Genomic DNA, 14,447 nt, shown 5'->3' on the forward strand with positions numbered 1-14,447 from the left:
CAAAAAACAGGGGCTCAGCAAGCTGAACCCCTGGGTGTTATCGGTTAACCGCGGCCGGCATTACTGCAGGCGGCCGTGACACTGCTTGTATTTCTTGCCGGAGCCGCATGGGCAAGGATCGTTGCGGCCCACTTTACGCTCGGCGGTGGCCGGCGCGTTCGGATCTTCAGTCACCAGCGCGTTCTCGTCGTGATGGCTCAGCTGTTGGTGCTGCGCCAGGCGCTCGGCCTCTTCACGGCGCTGCTGTTCCAGCGCTTCCACCTCTTCCGGCATCCGCACCTGCACCTTGCTCAGCACGCTGATCACTTCATATTTCAGCGATTCCAGCATGGTGGCGAACATGTTGAAGGATTCGCGCTTGTACTCCTGCTTCGGATCTTTCTGTGCATAGCCGCGCAGGTGGATCCCCTGACGCAGGTAGTCCATCGCCGCCAGGTGCTCTTTCCACAGGGAATCCAGCGTCTGCAGCATCACGCCCTTCTCGAAATTGCGCATCATTTCGCTGCCGACCACTTCTTCCTTACGCAGGTACTGCTCTTTGGCGTTCTCCAGAATACGTTCGCGCAGCGTCTCTTCGTGCAGCTCCGGCTCTTTGTCCAGCCATTGTGCGATCGGCATCTCCAGATCGAAGTCGTTCTTCAGGCGCTCTTCCAGCCCTTGAATGTCCCACTCTTCTTCCAGCGACTGCGGCGTGATGTAGTTGTCGATGGTGCTCTTGAACACGTCTTCGCGGATGCTGGCGATGGTTTCGCTCACGTCGGACACGTCCAGCAATTCGTTACGCTGGCTGTAGATGGCGCGGCGCTGATCGTTGGCGACGTCGTCGTATTCCAGCAGCTGCTTACGGATGTCGAAGTTGCGGCTCTCCACCTTGCGCTGAGCGTTGGCAATCGCCTTGGTCACCCACGGGTGCTCAATCGCCTCGCCTTCTTTCATACCCAGTTTACGCATCATGCCGGACACGCGATCCGAAGCGAAGATACGCATCAGGGCATCTTCCATCGACAGGTAGAAGCGGGATGAACCGGCGTCGCCCTGACGACCGGAACGGCCGCGCAGCTGGTTATCGATACGGCGCGATTCATGGCGCTCGGTGCCGATGATATGCAGGCCACCCGCCGCCAGCACCGCGTCGTGGCGTACTTTCCAGGCCGCTTTGATGGCTTCAATTTGTTCTTCGGTCGGCTCTTCCAACAGCGCCACTTCGGCCTGCCAGCTGCCGCCCAGCACGATGTCGGTACCACGGCCCGCCATGTTGGTGGCGATGGTTACCGCACCGCTCTGGCCGGCCTGGGCGACGATGTCCGCTTCCATGGCGTGGAATTTGGCGTTCAGCACCTTGTGCTCGATACCCGCTTTGGTCAGCTCATGGGAAACCACTTCGGATTTCTCGATTGAGATGGTACCCACCAGCACCGGCTGGCCTTTGGCGGTACGCTCGCGGATGTCTTCGATGATGGCACCGATCTTCTCTTTCTCGGTCATGTACACCAGATCCGGCATATCCTTACGGATCATCGGACGGTTGGTTGGCACCACGATGGTATCCAGCTTGTAGATCGAGCTGAATTCGAAGGCTTCGGTATCGGCGGTACCGGTCATCCCGGCCAGCTTCTCGTACAGACGGAAGTAGTTCTGGAAGGTAATCGAAGCCAGCGTCTGGTTCTCGTTCTGGATCTCCACGCCTTCTTTGGCTTCCACCGCCTGGTGCAAACCGTCGGACCAGCGGCGGCCCTGCATGGTACGGCCGGTGTGCTCATCGACGATGATCACTTCGCCGTCTTTCACGATGTAGTCCACGTCGCGGGTAAACAGCACGTGGGCGCGCAGCGCGGCGGTAACGTGGTGCATCAGCATGATGTTGGTCGGCGAGTACAGCGATTCGCCTTCATCCATGATGCCGGCTTCTACCAGCATCTCTTCGATCAGGATCAGGCCGCGTTCGGTCAGGTGAACCTGACGCGCCTTCTCATCCACCGAGAAGTGCCCTTCACCCTTGAAGGTGTCGGAGTCTTCTTTTTCCTGGCGGATCAGTTTAGGGATCAGCTTGTTAACCTTGATGTACATCTCGGAGCTGTCTTCTGCCGGGCCGGAGATGATCAGCGGCGTACGCGCTTCATCGATCAGGATGGAGTCCACCTCATCCACCAACGCATAGTGCAATTTACGCTGCACACGCTCTTCCGGGCTGAACGCCATGTTGTCGCGCAGGTAGTCAAAACCGTATTCGTTGTTGGTACCGTAGGTGATGTCGGCAGCGTAAGCTTCACGCTTGGCCGGCGCCGGCATGCCCGGCAGGTTGATGCCGATGCTCAGGCCGAGGAACTCGAACAGCGGACGGTTGTTTTCGGCGTCACGCTGCGCCAGATAGTCGTTGACGGTCACGACGTGCACACCGCGGCCGCTCAGGGCGTTCAGGTAGGCCGGCAGCGTCGCGGTCAGGGTTTTACCTTCACCGGTGCGCATCTCGGCGATGCAGCGATCGTTCAACACCATACCGCCCAGCAGCTGAACGTCGAAGTGACGCATGCCGAACACGCGCTTGCTCGCCTCACGCACTACGGCGAAGGCTTCAGGGATCAGGCTGTCCAGCGACTCGCCTTTCTCCAGGCGCGCGCGGAACTCGTTGGTTTTCGCTTTCAGCTCGTCATCGGACAGTTTTTCCATGTCCGGTTCCATACGGTTGATCTGCTCAACCACTTTGCGCATGCGGCGCAGGGTACGATCGTTACGGCTGCCAAAAACTTTGGTTAATAATTTCACTAACATGATGTTTGATATCTCTGTCATGACGGCCGAGCACGGCAGTCAACTTGCTATTATTTATGGTTTTTGTGCCCGAAGGGCGAAGTCAGACGAGCGCGGCGGGCCCGGCACGAATGCCTTGCACCTGCGCCACCCACAGGCCGGTCTGGTGCCGTGCCAGCGTTGGCAACACCTCAAGGTGGGTGTGACGAATGATGGTCGGCGGCTTCGGCTCGTGCGTCAGCAGCGCGTTGAGAGAAGAAAGCAGCGCCAGTTGCGCCACTTGCAAAGGGGGCTCCGCTTCGGCTTCGCTCTCCTGCACCCGCGCATAAACTGCCTGCGGCGCCAGCGCGAAAGAGAGGTGACGAATGACGGTGCGCAGCGCATGTTGCTGCCAATAATCTACGCTGAAGGTAGGACGGCGGTGCGCGTCCTGGAGCAGAGCCAGGCTATTGAAGGTGCCGTTGGCCGAATTTTGCCGGTTAAGGCTGGACGACGTATTCGGCAGTGCGGCCTGATCGGGGGCGCCGGACAAATTGGAAGGCGCGCCAAGCGTGGCCGCAACCATCCCTAACAGGAGATGGGGCCAGAAATAACGTCTGCCAAATTGTCGCCAACGATTTAGAATACCGATCACGAGTTTATAATCCGCCGGAGCCCATTATGCGCGATAGCCGTCCACAATTATTAGATGTCCTGTTCGACGACGCGTCTGCCGGCAGCAAAGGGACGCTGCAAAACGTCCAGCAACGCGCGGTGGCGCTACTCAAGCTTAACCGTGCAGTGAAGGGCTTGTTGCCTGCTCCCCTGCATCCCTGGTGCCGCGTCGCGAATTTCCGACAGGGTATTTTAGTGCTCGAAACGGCAAATGCCAGTTGGATGATGCGCTTGCGCTACGAACAACCCGCTTTGCTATCTGCACTACGAGCGCAAATTCTACCATCATTGTCGTCGATCGACATCAGGATTAATCCGGCCTTGATGGCGAAAGGCAGCAACCAGGTGCAAAACGCCGAAAAAGCGCCTGAAAAACCCGTGCCAATGCGGCATTTGAGTCTGGAAAGTGCGGAGGAACTGAGAGGATTGGCGAGCCGTAGCCCGGAGAAACTGCGCAAGATTTTGGAACGGCTGGCTGCATTGGCCGGAGAGGGTACCAACACAACCAGTCGTGATAAGTAATCAGCGACACGAACTGCAAAACATCCGACAGCCGGCATCACGAGCCTGAATGATCAGGCTCTCAGAGGATGCGCCTGCCGTTATTCGCAGGCGAGGAATTCAGACCTTACGCCAATACGGTAGACGGTGCCTTGAATGCCAATGGCATTTCGGCTTCGTCCTGGAAGGTCACGTATTCCCACGCTTCCTGCTTGGCCAGCACGGCCTGCAGCAGTTTGTTGTTCAGCGCGTGGCCAGACTTGAACGCGGTGAACGCGCCAATGATGTTGTGGCCGCACATGAACAGGTCGCCGATGGCGTCCAGCATTTTGTGACGTACGAATTCGTCTTCGAAACGCAGACCGTCTTCGTTCAGCACGCGATAATCATCTACCACGATGGCGCAATCGAAGCTGCCGCCCAGGGCCAGGCCACGGGACTGCAGGTATTCGATATCACGCATGAAACCGAAGGTGCGCGCGCGGCTGATTTGACGCACGAACGACTCAGCCGAGAAATCAAGACGATAGCGCTGAGCGCTGGCGTCGATAGCCGGGTGGTTGAAGTCGATGGTGAAGTCCAGGCGGAACCCGTTATGCGGGGACAGCTCGGCCCACTTGTCGCCATCTTCAACACGCACGGTCTCTTTCAGACGCAGGAATTTCTTCGCCGAGTTCAGTTCTTCGATGCCGGCATCCAGCAGCAAGAACACGAACGGACTGGCGCTGCCGTCCATGATTGGGATTTCAGCGGCGTCGACTTCAATGACGATGTTGTCGATGCCCAGCCCAGCCAGCGCGGCGTTGAGGTGCTCAACGGTCGAAATACGCACGTCATGCTCATTCACCAGGCAAGTACAGAGCATGGTATCACGCACGGATTTTGCATCAGCCGGAAAATCAACCGGTGGATTCAAGTCAGTGCGACGATAGATGACCCCGGTATTAGCCGGCGCTGGGCGCATTGTCAGCGTGACTTTCTTGCCGGTATGCAAACCGACGCCAGTCGCCTGAACAATACGTTTTAATGTCCTTTGTTTGATCATCGTTTTATCTCGCAATGTTATCCATCCTACCAGCCAAGCATACAGCATGGCTGGCGGGACAGTTTAGCACAAAGAGCGGAGATTCCAAATTCTCAGGATATTCTTAGTCTGCCTGTTTACGCAGGAAGGCTGGAATATCAAGATAGTCGGGCTCTTTATTCGGCTGCGCAGCTTGGTCGTTGACCACCTTGGCGGCAGGTTTCACTTCCTGCGGCAGAGGCGACATACCGTGCTGCTGATAACGGTGATCCATCACCGGCTGGCTGGCCTGCTTATTGGTCACCAGGGTGATTTCAGGACGTTTGTCCATACCGATACCGGTTGCAACCACGGTAACGCGCAGTTCGTCGTTCATTTCCGGATCCAGCGAGGTACCGATAACCACGGTAGCGTTGTCGGACGCGAACGCGCGGATGGTGTTACCCACGGTTTCGAACTCATCCAGACGCAGGTCGAAGCCGGCGGTAATGTTGACCAGCACGCCGCGCGCACCGGACAGGTCGATGTCTTCCAGCAGTGGGCTGGAGATCGCCATTTCGGCCGCTTCTTCGGCACGGTCTTCACCGCAAGCCACGCCGGAGCCCATCATCGCGTAGCCCATTTCGGACATCACGGTGCGCACGTCGGCGAAGTCGACGTTCATCAGGCCCGGACGGGTGATCAGCTCGGCGATACCCTGCACCGCGCCTTTCAGCACGTCGTTGGCCGCGCCGAACGCGTCCAGCAGAGAGATGCCGCGACCCAGAACTTTCAGCAATTTGTCGTTCGGGATGGTGATCAGCGAGTCCACGTGTTTGGACAGTTCAGCGATACCCTGCTCCGCGAATGCCATGCGCTTCTTGCCTTCGAAGTTGAAAGGCTTGGTCACCACGGCCACGGTCAGAATACCCAAATCTTTAGCCACTTCAGCCACCACTGGCGCCGCACCGGTACCGGTACCGCCGCCCATGCCGGCTGCGATGAAGACCATGTCTGCGCCGTCCAGCGCTGCGCGCAGGGCTTCGCGGTCTTCTTCCGCTGAATTGCGACCCACTTCAGGGTTCGCGCCCGCACCCAGACCTTTGGTAATACCGCTACCAATCTGGATGGTTTGGCCAACCGCCGTTTTGCGGAGCGCCTGGGCGTCCGTGTTCACAGCGAAGAATTCAACACCTTCGATGCGCTCGCGCACCATGTGTTCAACGGCGTTGCCACCGCCGCCGCCGACGCCGATGACTTTAATCACCGCGTCATTGGTTAGTTCCATTGGTTCAAACATAGTTTCTCTCCGTTTTGTGCCTGTCGCTGCGAGATCATAAAAAGATTACTCAGCATGATCTCTTTGTTGAAACATTAAAACTCTTTTCTCAGCCAGCTATTGATACGTTTAAACCAATTGCCCACCGAGGCGCGTTTTTCTACTTCTGTCTCACCGCTCAGGTGAGACTCTTTTCCATAGTGCAGCAGACCTACCGCCGTCGAGTAGTAAGGCTCCTGCGCATAATCCGTCAGACCCGTGATGTTCAAGGGTTGGCCGATGCGTACCTGAGTGTGGAACACCCGTTGCGCACAGGCTGCCAGGCCATCAATCTGGGCGGCACCACCGGTCAGCACGATACCGGCTGCCAGATGATGCTTCACCCCTTGCTGACGCAGTTGCTCCTGCAATTGCAAAATTTCATCGTTAACCAGATTCAACAGTTCGGTGTAGCGTGGCTCAATGACTTCAGCCAGCGTCTGTCTTTGCAGACTGCGCGGAGGACGTCCCCCGACGCTAGGCACCTCTACATTCTCATCCTTGCTAACAATCGACCCAAGCGCACAGCCGTGTCGAACTTTAATCGCTTCCGCGTCGGTCGGCGGCGTGCCGAAGGCGTAGGCGATATCGCTGGTGACCACGTTCCCGGCATAAGGGATCACTTTGGTGTGGCGCAGCGCACCGCCGGTGTACACCGCCATATCCATGGTGCCGCCGCCGATATCCACCACGCAAACGCCGAGTTCGCGTTCATCTTCGGTCAGCACCGCGTAGCTCGCGGCCAGACCGGCGAAAATAAGTTGGTCAACTTTCAGGCCGCAACGTTCCACGGCCTTGACGATGTTCTTCGCCATATCGTTATGGCAGGTAATCAGATGCACCTTGGCCTGCATGCGCACGCCGGACAGCCCAACCGGGTTTTTGATGCCTTCCTGATAATCGATGGCGTATTCCTGAGGAATCACGTGCAGGATGCGATGTTCGTCGCGCACGCGCACCGATTTGGCGGTGTGCACCACGTTCTCCACGTCGTCCTGCGTCACTTCCTCTTCCGAAATCGGCACCATGCCGATTTCGTTCTGGCAGCTGATGTGCTTGCCCGACAGCGCCAGATACACCGACGAGATCTGGCAGTCCGCCATCAGCTCGGCCTGATCGATGGCGCGCTGTACGCACTTCACCACCGACTCCAGGTCGTTTACGCCACCCTTATCCATGCCGCGAGACGGGCAGCTGCCCACCCCGATAATGTTGACCATGCCATCGGGCAGAACTTCCCCTACCAACGCGGAGACTTTTGCAGTACCGATCTCCAGTCCAACTACCAGTTTTCTGTCCGTCGACTTGATCATTGTTGTTTTGCCTGTGCCTGATTCTGTTGCTGATTACTGTTTTGCTGACCGCCAAGCGCCTGCGGATCGACCAACACCGGAGCCCATCCTACCGAAGCGCCGGACTCGTAGCGCAGATCGACATAGCTGACACGCTTGCTCTCCGCCTGGCCCTGCTGCTGCAATACCGGGTAAAGCTCGATAAACCGCTGCAAACGCCCGTTGCGGTCATCGCGCCCCAGCTCAAGCCGGACATCGTTGTCCAGCGCCAGCAGCCAGGAATGGCGCGCGGTCATCGCCGCCATTTTCAGCGTATATTTGCTGGCCGCCAACGTGGCGCTCATCGCCCGATAGCCCTCCAGCACATCCTGCTCGCTCCCTTCCGGCCCGTAGAGCAGCGGCAACTTCTGCTTGCCCGCCCGCTCCGCCGGCACGCTGAACGCTTTGCCCTCGGCGTCCACCATGTGCAAATCGTTCCAGCGCGCCACCGGAACGTACTCCACCAAATGGATCTTCAGCTCATCCGGCCATTGTTTGCGCACGCTGGCCTGCTTGATCCACGGCAGACGTTCGATCTGCTGCTGGATGACGTCCACATCCTGCGTCATAAAGGTGCCGGGTGCGCCCAGCGCCAGGATCGCCTGACGAATATCATCGTTGGTGGTGTAGTGGCGTTCGCCGGTCACCACCAGCCTTGAGAGCGGCAGGCGACTGGCGTCTTTCATCCAGCCAAGCACCGCCCAACCGCTCCACACGACCGTTCCCAACACCATCAGCAGGAAAATCATTCCCGCCAACTGGGTTCCATTGCTGCGGCGCGGGCCGTTATCCACCTCGCGATCGCGCGCATTCAGGGCAGCTTGCGACATATCAGTCGGCCAACTCCAAAATTCTCGCCACTAGCTGCGAGAAGCTTAATCCAAACTGGCGCGCTGCCATCGGCACCAGGCTATGACTGGTCATGCCCGGGGAGGTGTTCACCTCAAGCAGATAGAAGCTGCCATCGCTGTCTTGCATCACGTCGACGCGGCCCCAGCCGCTGCAGTCCAGGCCGCGGTAGGCGCGCAGCGCCAACGCCGCCATTTCGGCTTCCTGCTCGGCGCTCAAACCGCTCGGGCAGAAGTATTGCGTGTCGTCCGAAATGTACTTGGCCTGATAGTCGTAAAACACGCCGGCCGGCTGGATACGGATCGACGGCAGCACCTGGTCGCCCAGCATCGCCACGGTGTATTCCGGGCCGCTCAGCCACTTTTCCACCAGCACATCGTCGTCATGGCGGAAGGCTTCTTCCAGCGCGGCTTCCAACGTGGCGCTCTCGGTGACCTTGCTCATGCCGACGCTGGAGCCTTCGCGGCTCGGCTTGACGATCAGCGGCAGGCCGAGATCCGCCACGCGCGCCAGCAGCGCCGCTTTTTCAACGCCGAGGTACAGCTGGCGATTCAACGCCACGTAAGGCGCCACCGGCAAGCCCATCGACTGCCACACCATCTTGGTGCGCCATTTATCCATGGTCAGCGCCGAGGCCATCACGCCGCTGCCGGTATAAGGCAGCTCGAGGAACTCCAGCAGCCCCTGCAGGGTACCGTCCTCGCCGCCGCGGCCGTGCAGCGCGATAAACACTTTGGTAAACCCCTGATCTTTCAGCTCGGTTACCGGGAAATCGCGGGTATCGACGCCGTGCGCATCGATGCCGGCTTCGCGCAACCCGGCCAGCACCGCGGCGCCGGATTGCAGGGAAACGTCACGTTCGGCGGAGGTGCCGCCCAGCAGAACTGCAACTTTATCAGCCATGGTGCTCCTCCTCTTTCTTCGGCGGCTGCAGCTTCAGCTCGGCCAGTTTACGGGCGATTTTGCCCACGTTGCCGGCGCCTTGCACCAGCACCAGATCTTCATCCTGCAGCAGCTGCGCCAGGGTTTCCGGCACGGTATCGGCATCGGAAACCAGGATCGGATCCAGCTTGCCGCGGCTGCGGATGGTACGGCACAGCGAGCGGCTGTCCGCGCCCGGAATCGGCGCTTCGCCGGCGGCGTACACGTCGAGCATCAGCAGCACATCCACCTGCGACAGCACGTTGGCGAAATCGTCGTACAGATCGCGGGTGCGCGTATAACGGTGCGGCTGGAAGATCATCACCAGACGCTTGTCCGGCCAGCCGGCGCGCGCCGCTTTCAGCGTGGCGTCCACCTCGGTCGGATGGTGGCCGTAGTCGTCCACCAGCATCGCGCTGCCCGCTTTGCCGTTGACCGGCTCCAGCGGGAACTCGCCGAGGAAATCGAAGCGACGCCCGGTCCCCTGGAAGCCCGCCAGCGCGCGCAGGATATCCTCGTCGTCGATGCCTTCTTCGGTCGCGACCGCTACCGCCGCCGCCGCGTTCAACGCATTGTGGCGACCCGGCGCGTTCAGCGTCACCGTCAGCAACGGTTTGTCCTGACGGCTCAGGGTAAAGTGCCCCTGCGGCCCAATCTGCCGGTAGTCTTCGATGCGCACATCGGCATCTTCACTGAAGCCGTAGGTGGTAATGTGGCGACCCACGCGCGGCAACAGCTCGCGCACTACCGGATCGTCGATGCACATCACCGCACGGCCGTAGAACGGCAGGTTGTGCAAGAAATTGATAAACGTCTGCTTCAGGTTTTCGAAGTCGCCCTGGTAAGTGTCCATATGGTCGGCTTCGATGTTGGTGACCACGGCCACCATCGGCTGCAGATGCAGGAACGACGCATCGCTCTCATCCGCTTCCGCGATCAGATAACGGCTGGACCCCAGTCGCGCGTGGGTGCCCGCCGCCTTCACCAACCCGCCATTGACGAAGGTCGGGTCCAGGCGGGCTTCGGCGTAAATGCTCGAAACCATCGCCGTGGTGGTGGTTTTGCCGTGCGTGCCGGCGATAGCGATGCCGTGGCGAAAACGCATCAGCTCCGCCAGCATTTCTGCGCGGCGAATCACCGGGATGCGCGCTTCACGGGCGGCGACGATCTCCGGGTTGTCGGCGGAGATGGCGGTAGAAACCACCACTACGCTCGCATCCAGCACGTTTTCCGGACGGTGATTGAAGTAAATCGTCGCCCCGAGCGCGCTCAACTGCTGGGTGACCGGATTCGGCGCCAGGTCGGAGCCGCTGATCTGATACCCTTCGTTTGCCAACACTTCGGCGATACCACCCATGCCGGCGCCACCGATGCCGACAAAGTGAATGTGCCGGACGCGACGCATCTCGGGCACGATAGTACGTAGTTTCGCCAGTTGTTGTGTATTCATCACTCTCTCTAATCCGGATCCGGTACCCCGGCCCTACATCACATTGCTTTATTCAGGTTCGGCATACCGAACCCCTGCATTCGTTACTTGGCGAGCCGCACCAGCTCCGCCGCCACGCGCTCGGTGGCATCCGGAATGGCGACCGCACGCGCTTTCTCGGCCATGACCAGCAGCGTCTTGCGATCCCAGCTCGCCAGCAGTTCGGCCACCACATCGGCGTTGAACTGCGGCTGTTCGATAATCTTCGCCGCGCCGGCTTCTTCCAGCGGACGTGCGTTCCAGTACTGCTGACGGTCCTTGTGCATGAACGGCACGAAGATCGCCGGCAGCCCCGCCGCCGCGATTTCGCTGACGGTCAACGCGCCGGAGCGGCAGACCACCACGTCGGCCCAGGCATAGGCGGCGGCCATGTCGTCGATGAACTCGGTCACCTTGTGCTGCGTCTGCCCTACCCTTTCGTAGTCGCGCAGCACCGTTTCCAGCGCGCCCTTGCCAACCTGATGCCAGAGCGTAATTCTATCGCCCAAACGCGCCGCGACTTCAGGAACTGTCTGATTCAGCACGCGCGCGCCCTGACTTCCGCCAATCACCAGCACGCGGATCGGGCCTTCGCGCCCTTGCAACCGCTCCGCCGGCAACGGCAGCGCCAACACGTCGGTACGCACCGGGTTGCCCACCACCTCGGCGTTCGGGAACGCGCCGGGGAAGGCCTGCATCACTTTGGCGGCGATGCGCGCCAGCCAGCGGTTGGTCAAGCCGGCGATGCCGTTCTGCTCGTGCAGCACCACCGGGATGCCGCACTGCCAGGCCGCCAGGCCGCCGGGGCCGGAAACGTAGCCGCCCATCCCCAGCACCACATCCGGCTGATAGCTGCGCATGATGGCTTTCGCCTGGCGCACCGCCTGCCAGATCCGCAGCGGCGCGGTCAGCTGGGCCTTCAGGCCTTTGCCGCGCAGGCCAGAGATGCGGATAAAATCAATCTCGATCCCGTGCTTCGGCACCAGATCGGCTTCCATTCGGTCTGCGGTTCCGAGCCAGCGCACCTGCCAGCCCTGCGCCATCAGATGATGCGCGACCGCCAGCCCCGGGAACACGTGCCCGCCGGTACCGCCTGCCATCACCATTAAACGCTTAGGTTTCCCGCTCATCCCTTACCTCTTCACAAACGCCTGAGCCTTGGTCAGGCGCGTTTCATAATCAATTCGCAGCAACAGCACGATGGCCGTCGACATAATCAGCAAGCTCGAACCGCCGTAACTGATCAGCGGCAGCGTCAGACCTTTGGTCGGCAGCATGCCTGCCGCGGCACCGACGTTAACCAGCGCCTGGAAGCTGAACCATACGCCGATCGCGCAGGCCAGGAAGCCGGAGAAGCGTTGGTCGATCTCCAGCGCGCGGCGCCCGATGGACATCGCGCGAAAAGCGACGAAGAATACCATTAACAGGGCTAAAACCACACCGATATAGCCCAGTTCTTCACCCAAAATGGAGAAGATGAAGTCGGTGTGCGCTTCCGGCAAATACTCCAGTTTCTGCACCGAGTTGCCGAGCCCCTGCCCCCAGAACTCGCCGCGGCCAAAGGCCATCAGAGACTGGGTCAGCTGGTAGCCGCTGCCGAACGGATCGGCCCACGGGTTCCAGAACGAGGTCACGCGGCGCATACGGTAAGGTTCAGCAATGATCAGCAGCACTACGGCGAACGCGCCGGAACCGATGATCGCCAGGAACTGCCACATTTTCGCACCGGCCAGGAACAGCATCGCCAGCGTGGTGATGAACAGCACTACCACGGTGCCGAGGTCCGGCTGCGCCAGCAGCAGTACCGCCAACACCACCATCACGCCCATCGGCTTGCAGAAGCCCCAGAAGTTGCTGCGCACCTCTTCCACCTTGCGCACCAGATAGCTCGCCAGGTAACAGAACAGCGACAGCTTGGACAGCTCCGCCGGCTGAATACGCAGCGGGCCGAGCGCGATCCAGCGCGAAGCCCCGTTTACCGAGCTCCCCACCACCAGTACGATCAGCAGCATCACGATCGACATCAGCAGCATCACGTTGCTGTAGCGCTGCCAAACTTCCATCGGGATGCGCAGCGTCACCAGCGACAGGCCGAACGCCAGGCCGAGGTACAGCGCATCACGTTTGGCGAACAGGAACGGATCGTCCGCCAGGCGTTGGCCGATCGGCATCGACGCCGAGGTCACCATCACGAAGCCGATGATCGCCAACCCGAAGGTCAGCCACAGCAGGGTGCGATCGTACAGCACCATGTTGACCGCGTCGTTGTCGCGCGCGCCGGTCACCCAGTCTTTCAGCCGTTCTGTCAGCCCGAAGTTCGGCAAGCGTAGTTTCATCCGCCAAGCTCCTGCGCCAGGCGGGCGAACTCATCGCCGCGCACTTCAAAATTACGGAACTGATCGAGGCTGGCGCAGGCCGGCGACAGCAATACCATGTCGCCAGGCTGTACGCGGCCGGCGATGGTGCGCATCGCCTGCTCCATGGTCTCGGTCAGCGTCGCCACCTCCGGCCGCAGCTGTGCCAGCTGAGCGCCGTCGCGGCCAAAGCAATACAGACGCACATTGTCGCCCTGCAGGTAGCGCGCCAGCGGCGAGAAATCGGCGGACTTGCCGTCGCCGCCCAGCAGCAGATGCAGCGTGCCGTCTACCTGCAGACCGTTCAGCGCCGCTTCGGTACTGCCGACGTTGGTGGCTTTGGAATCGTTGATCCAACGCACGCCGTTGTGCTCCCAGGCCAGCTGGAAGCGGTGCGCCAGGCCGGTGAAGGTGGTCAGCGCCTTCAGGCTGGACGCGCGCGGGATATTGACCGCATCCGCCAACGCCAGCGCCGCCAGGGCGTTGGTGTAGTTGTGGCGGCCAGTCAGCTTCATCTCGCGCGTATTCAGTACCTTCTCACCGCGCACCCGCAGCCAGGTTTCCCCCTGCTGGCGGTTCAGGTGATAATCGCCGACGTCCGCACCGAAGCTGACGCAGCGCTCGTCGGCGCCGCGCACCGGCATGGTCAGCGCGTCGTCCGCGTTCACCACGCACACGGCGGCATTTTCATAGACGCGCAGCTTGGCGCCGCGATACTGCTGCAGGCCGAACGGATAACGATCCATATGATCTTCGGTCACGTTCAGGATGGTCGCCGCCGCCGCCCGCAGGCTATACGTCGTTTCCAGCTGGAAGCTGGACAGCTCCAGCACGTAAAGCTGGCATTCCTGACGCAACAGGCTCAGCGCCGGCAGGCCGATATTGCCGCCCACGCCCACCGCCCAACCGGCGGCTTTCGCCATCTCGCCCACCAGGGTGGTGACGGTGCTTTTGCCGTTGGAGCCGGTGATCGCCACGATCGGCGCCTGCGCTTCACGGCAGAACAGTTCGACGTCGCCGACGATTTCCACGCCGGCGTCCGCCGCGGCGCTCAATGCCGGGGTCGCCAACGCGACGCCCGGACTGGCGACGATCAGATCCGCCGCCAGCAGCCAGTCCTGATTCAGATCGCCCAGATGGCGCTCCACGCTTTCAGGCAGTTTGTCCAACCCTGGCGGCGCGATACGGGTATCCATCACGCGCGGCGTCACGCCGCGCGCCATGAAGAAATCGACGCAGGACAGGCCGGTGAGGCCCAACCCGATGATGACGACTTTTCTACCCTGATAGTCTGCCATGA

At 60.5% G+C, this 14,447-nt stretch carries 12 protein-coding genes; 1 reads left to right on the forward strand and 11 read right to left on the reverse strand.

Annotated features, from left to right (window positions below; all coding sequences use genetic code 11):
* Positions 1 to 60 precede the first annotated feature (60 nt).
* Both secA and secM read right to left on the reverse strand, forming a co-directional pair.
* Positions 61 to 2,769, reverse strand: a complete 2,709-nt coding sequence (gene secA, locus FHU12_RS18055; protein WP_141970962.1) for a preprotein translocase subunit SecA — start codon at positions 2,767 to 2,769, stop codon at positions 61 to 63.
* An 82-nt stretch (positions 2,770 to 2,851) separates the two neighbouring features.
* Entirely contained in the window at positions 2,852 to 3,382 is a 531-nt protein-coding gene (gene secM / locus FHU12_RS18060) for a secA translation cis-regulator SecM (protein ID WP_141970964.1), read from the reverse strand.
* Between the two features lie 26 nt (positions 3,383 to 3,408).
* Between secM and FHU12_RS18065 the strand changes: the two genes are divergently transcribed.
* Positions 3,409 to 3,924 carry a DUF721 domain-containing protein gene (locus FHU12_RS18065; RefSeq protein WP_025301574.1) on the forward strand — a complete coding sequence of 172 codons (516 nt, stop codon included), beginning with the start codon at positions 3,409 to 3,411 and terminating at the stop codon, positions 3,922 to 3,924.
* A 106-nt stretch (positions 3,925 to 4,030) separates the two neighbouring features.
* Here the strand turns inward: FHU12_RS18065 and lpxC are convergent, their stop codons facing one another.
* The 9 genes from lpxC to murD all read right to left on the reverse strand — a co-directional run bounded on the left by lpxC (position 4,031) and on the right by murD (position 14,445).
* The gene (gene lpxC / locus FHU12_RS18070; protein ID WP_025301573.1) at positions 4,031 to 4,948 is read right to left on the reverse strand and encodes a UDP-3-O-acyl-N-acetylglucosamine deacetylase; all 918 of its coding nucleotides are present in this window, start codon (positions 4,946 to 4,948) and stop codon (positions 4,031 to 4,033) included.
* Positions 4,949 to 5,051: 103 nt separating this feature from the next.
* The gene (gene ftsZ, locus FHU12_RS18075; RefSeq protein WP_004932757.1) at positions 5,052 to 6,206 is read right to left on the reverse strand and encodes a cell division protein FtsZ; all 1,155 of its coding nucleotides are present in this window, start codon (positions 6,204 to 6,206) and stop codon (positions 5,052 to 5,054) included.
* A gap of 74 nt (positions 6,207 to 6,280) precedes the next feature.
* Complete coding sequence (gene ftsA, locus FHU12_RS18080; protein ID WP_004932758.1) at positions 6,281 to 7,537, reverse strand: cell division protein FtsA; 1,257 nt, start codon at positions 7,535 to 7,537, stop codon at positions 6,281 to 6,283.
* Positions 7,534 to 8,385, reverse strand: a complete 852-nt coding sequence (ftsQ, locus tag FHU12_RS18085; protein ID WP_141970966.1) for a cell division protein FtsQ — start codon at positions 8,383 to 8,385, stop codon at positions 7,534 to 7,536. Before ftsQ ends, ftsA begins: the two co-directional genes overlap by 4 nt.
* 1 nt (position 8,386) lies before the next feature.
* Positions 8,387 to 9,307, reverse strand: a complete 921-nt coding sequence (locus FHU12_RS18090) for a D-alanine--D-alanine ligase (RefSeq protein WP_141970968.1) — start codon at positions 9,305 to 9,307, stop codon at positions 8,387 to 8,389.
* Positions 9,300 to 10,775, reverse strand: coding sequence for a UDP-N-acetylmuramate--L-alanine ligase (gene murC, locus FHU12_RS18095; protein WP_025301571.1), 1,476 nt, complete (start codon positions 10,773 to 10,775; stop codon positions 9,300 to 9,302). The genes FHU12_RS18090 and murC overlap by 8 nt, the downstream gene beginning before the upstream one ends.
* Positions 10,776 to 10,858: 83 nt before the next feature.
* Complete coding sequence (murG, locus tag FHU12_RS18100) at positions 10,859 to 11,923, reverse strand: undecaprenyldiphospho-muramoylpentapeptide beta-N-acetylglucosaminyltransferase (RefSeq protein WP_103101742.1); 1,065 nt, start codon at positions 11,921 to 11,923, stop codon at positions 10,859 to 10,861.
* 3 nt (positions 11,924 to 11,926) lie between these two features.
* On the reverse strand, positions 11,927 to 13,129 hold the full coding sequence (gene ftsW, locus FHU12_RS18105) for a cell division protein FtsW (protein ID WP_141970970.1): 1,203 nt from the start codon (positions 13,127 to 13,129) through the stop codon (positions 11,927 to 11,929).
* Positions 13,126 to 14,445: a UDP-N-acetylmuramoyl-L-alanine--D-glutamate ligase gene (gene murD, locus FHU12_RS18110; protein ID WP_025301569.1), complete on the reverse strand. Its 1,320-nt coding sequence runs from the start codon at positions 14,443 to 14,445 to the stop codon at positions 13,126 to 13,128. Before murD ends, ftsW begins: the two co-directional genes overlap by 4 nt.
* Positions 14,446 to 14,447: the final 2 nt, after the last annotated feature.

Origin of the sequence: Serratia marcescens (assembly GCF_006715005.1) — a bacterium.
In the GTDB taxonomy this organism is placed as follows: domain Bacteria; phylum Pseudomonadota; class Gammaproteobacteria; order Enterobacterales; family Enterobacteriaceae; genus Serratia; species Serratia montpellierensis.

Excerpts from the sequence above, each read along its gene's own strand:
- ftsQ (WP_141970966.1), bottom strand. The coding sequence starts at position 8,385 with ATGTCGCAAGCTGCCCTGAATGCGCGCGATCGCGAGGTGGATAACGGC.
- ftsW (WP_141970970.1), bottom strand. The coding sequence starts at position 13,129 with ATGAAACTACGCTTGCCGAACTTCGGGCTGACAGAACGGCTGAAAGAC.
- lpxC (WP_025301573.1), bottom strand. The coding sequence starts at position 4,948 with ATGATCAAACAAAGGACATTAAAACGTATTGTTCAGGCGACTGGCGTC.
- FHU12_RS18090 (WP_141970968.1), bottom strand. The coding sequence starts at position 9,307 with ATGGCTGATAAAGTTGCAGTTCTGCTGGGCGGCACCTCCGCCGAACGT.
- FHU12_RS18065 (WP_025301574.1), top strand. The coding sequence starts at position 3,409 with ATGCGCGATAGCCGTCCACAATTATTAGATGTCCTGTTCGACGACGCG.
- murG (WP_103101742.1), bottom strand. The coding sequence starts at position 11,923 with ATGAGCGGGAAACCTAAGCGTTTAATGGTGATGGCAGGCGGTACCGGC.
- ftsZ (WP_004932757.1), bottom strand. The coding sequence starts at position 6,206 with ATGTTTGAACCAATGGAACTAACCAATGACGCGGTGATTAAAGTCATC.
- ftsA (WP_004932758.1), bottom strand. The coding sequence starts at position 7,537 with ATGATCAAGTCGACGGACAGAAAACTGGTAGTTGGACTGGAGATCGGT.
- murD (WP_025301569.1), bottom strand. The coding sequence starts at position 14,445 with ATGGCAGACTATCAGGGTAGAAAAGTCGTCATCATCGGGTTGGGCCTC.
- murC (WP_025301571.1), bottom strand. The coding sequence starts at position 10,775 with ATGAATACACAACAACTGGCGAAACTACGTACTATCGTGCCCGAGATG.
- secA (WP_141970962.1), bottom strand. The coding sequence starts at position 2,769 with ATGTTAGTGAAATTATTAACCAAAGTTTTTGGCAGCCGTAACGATCGT.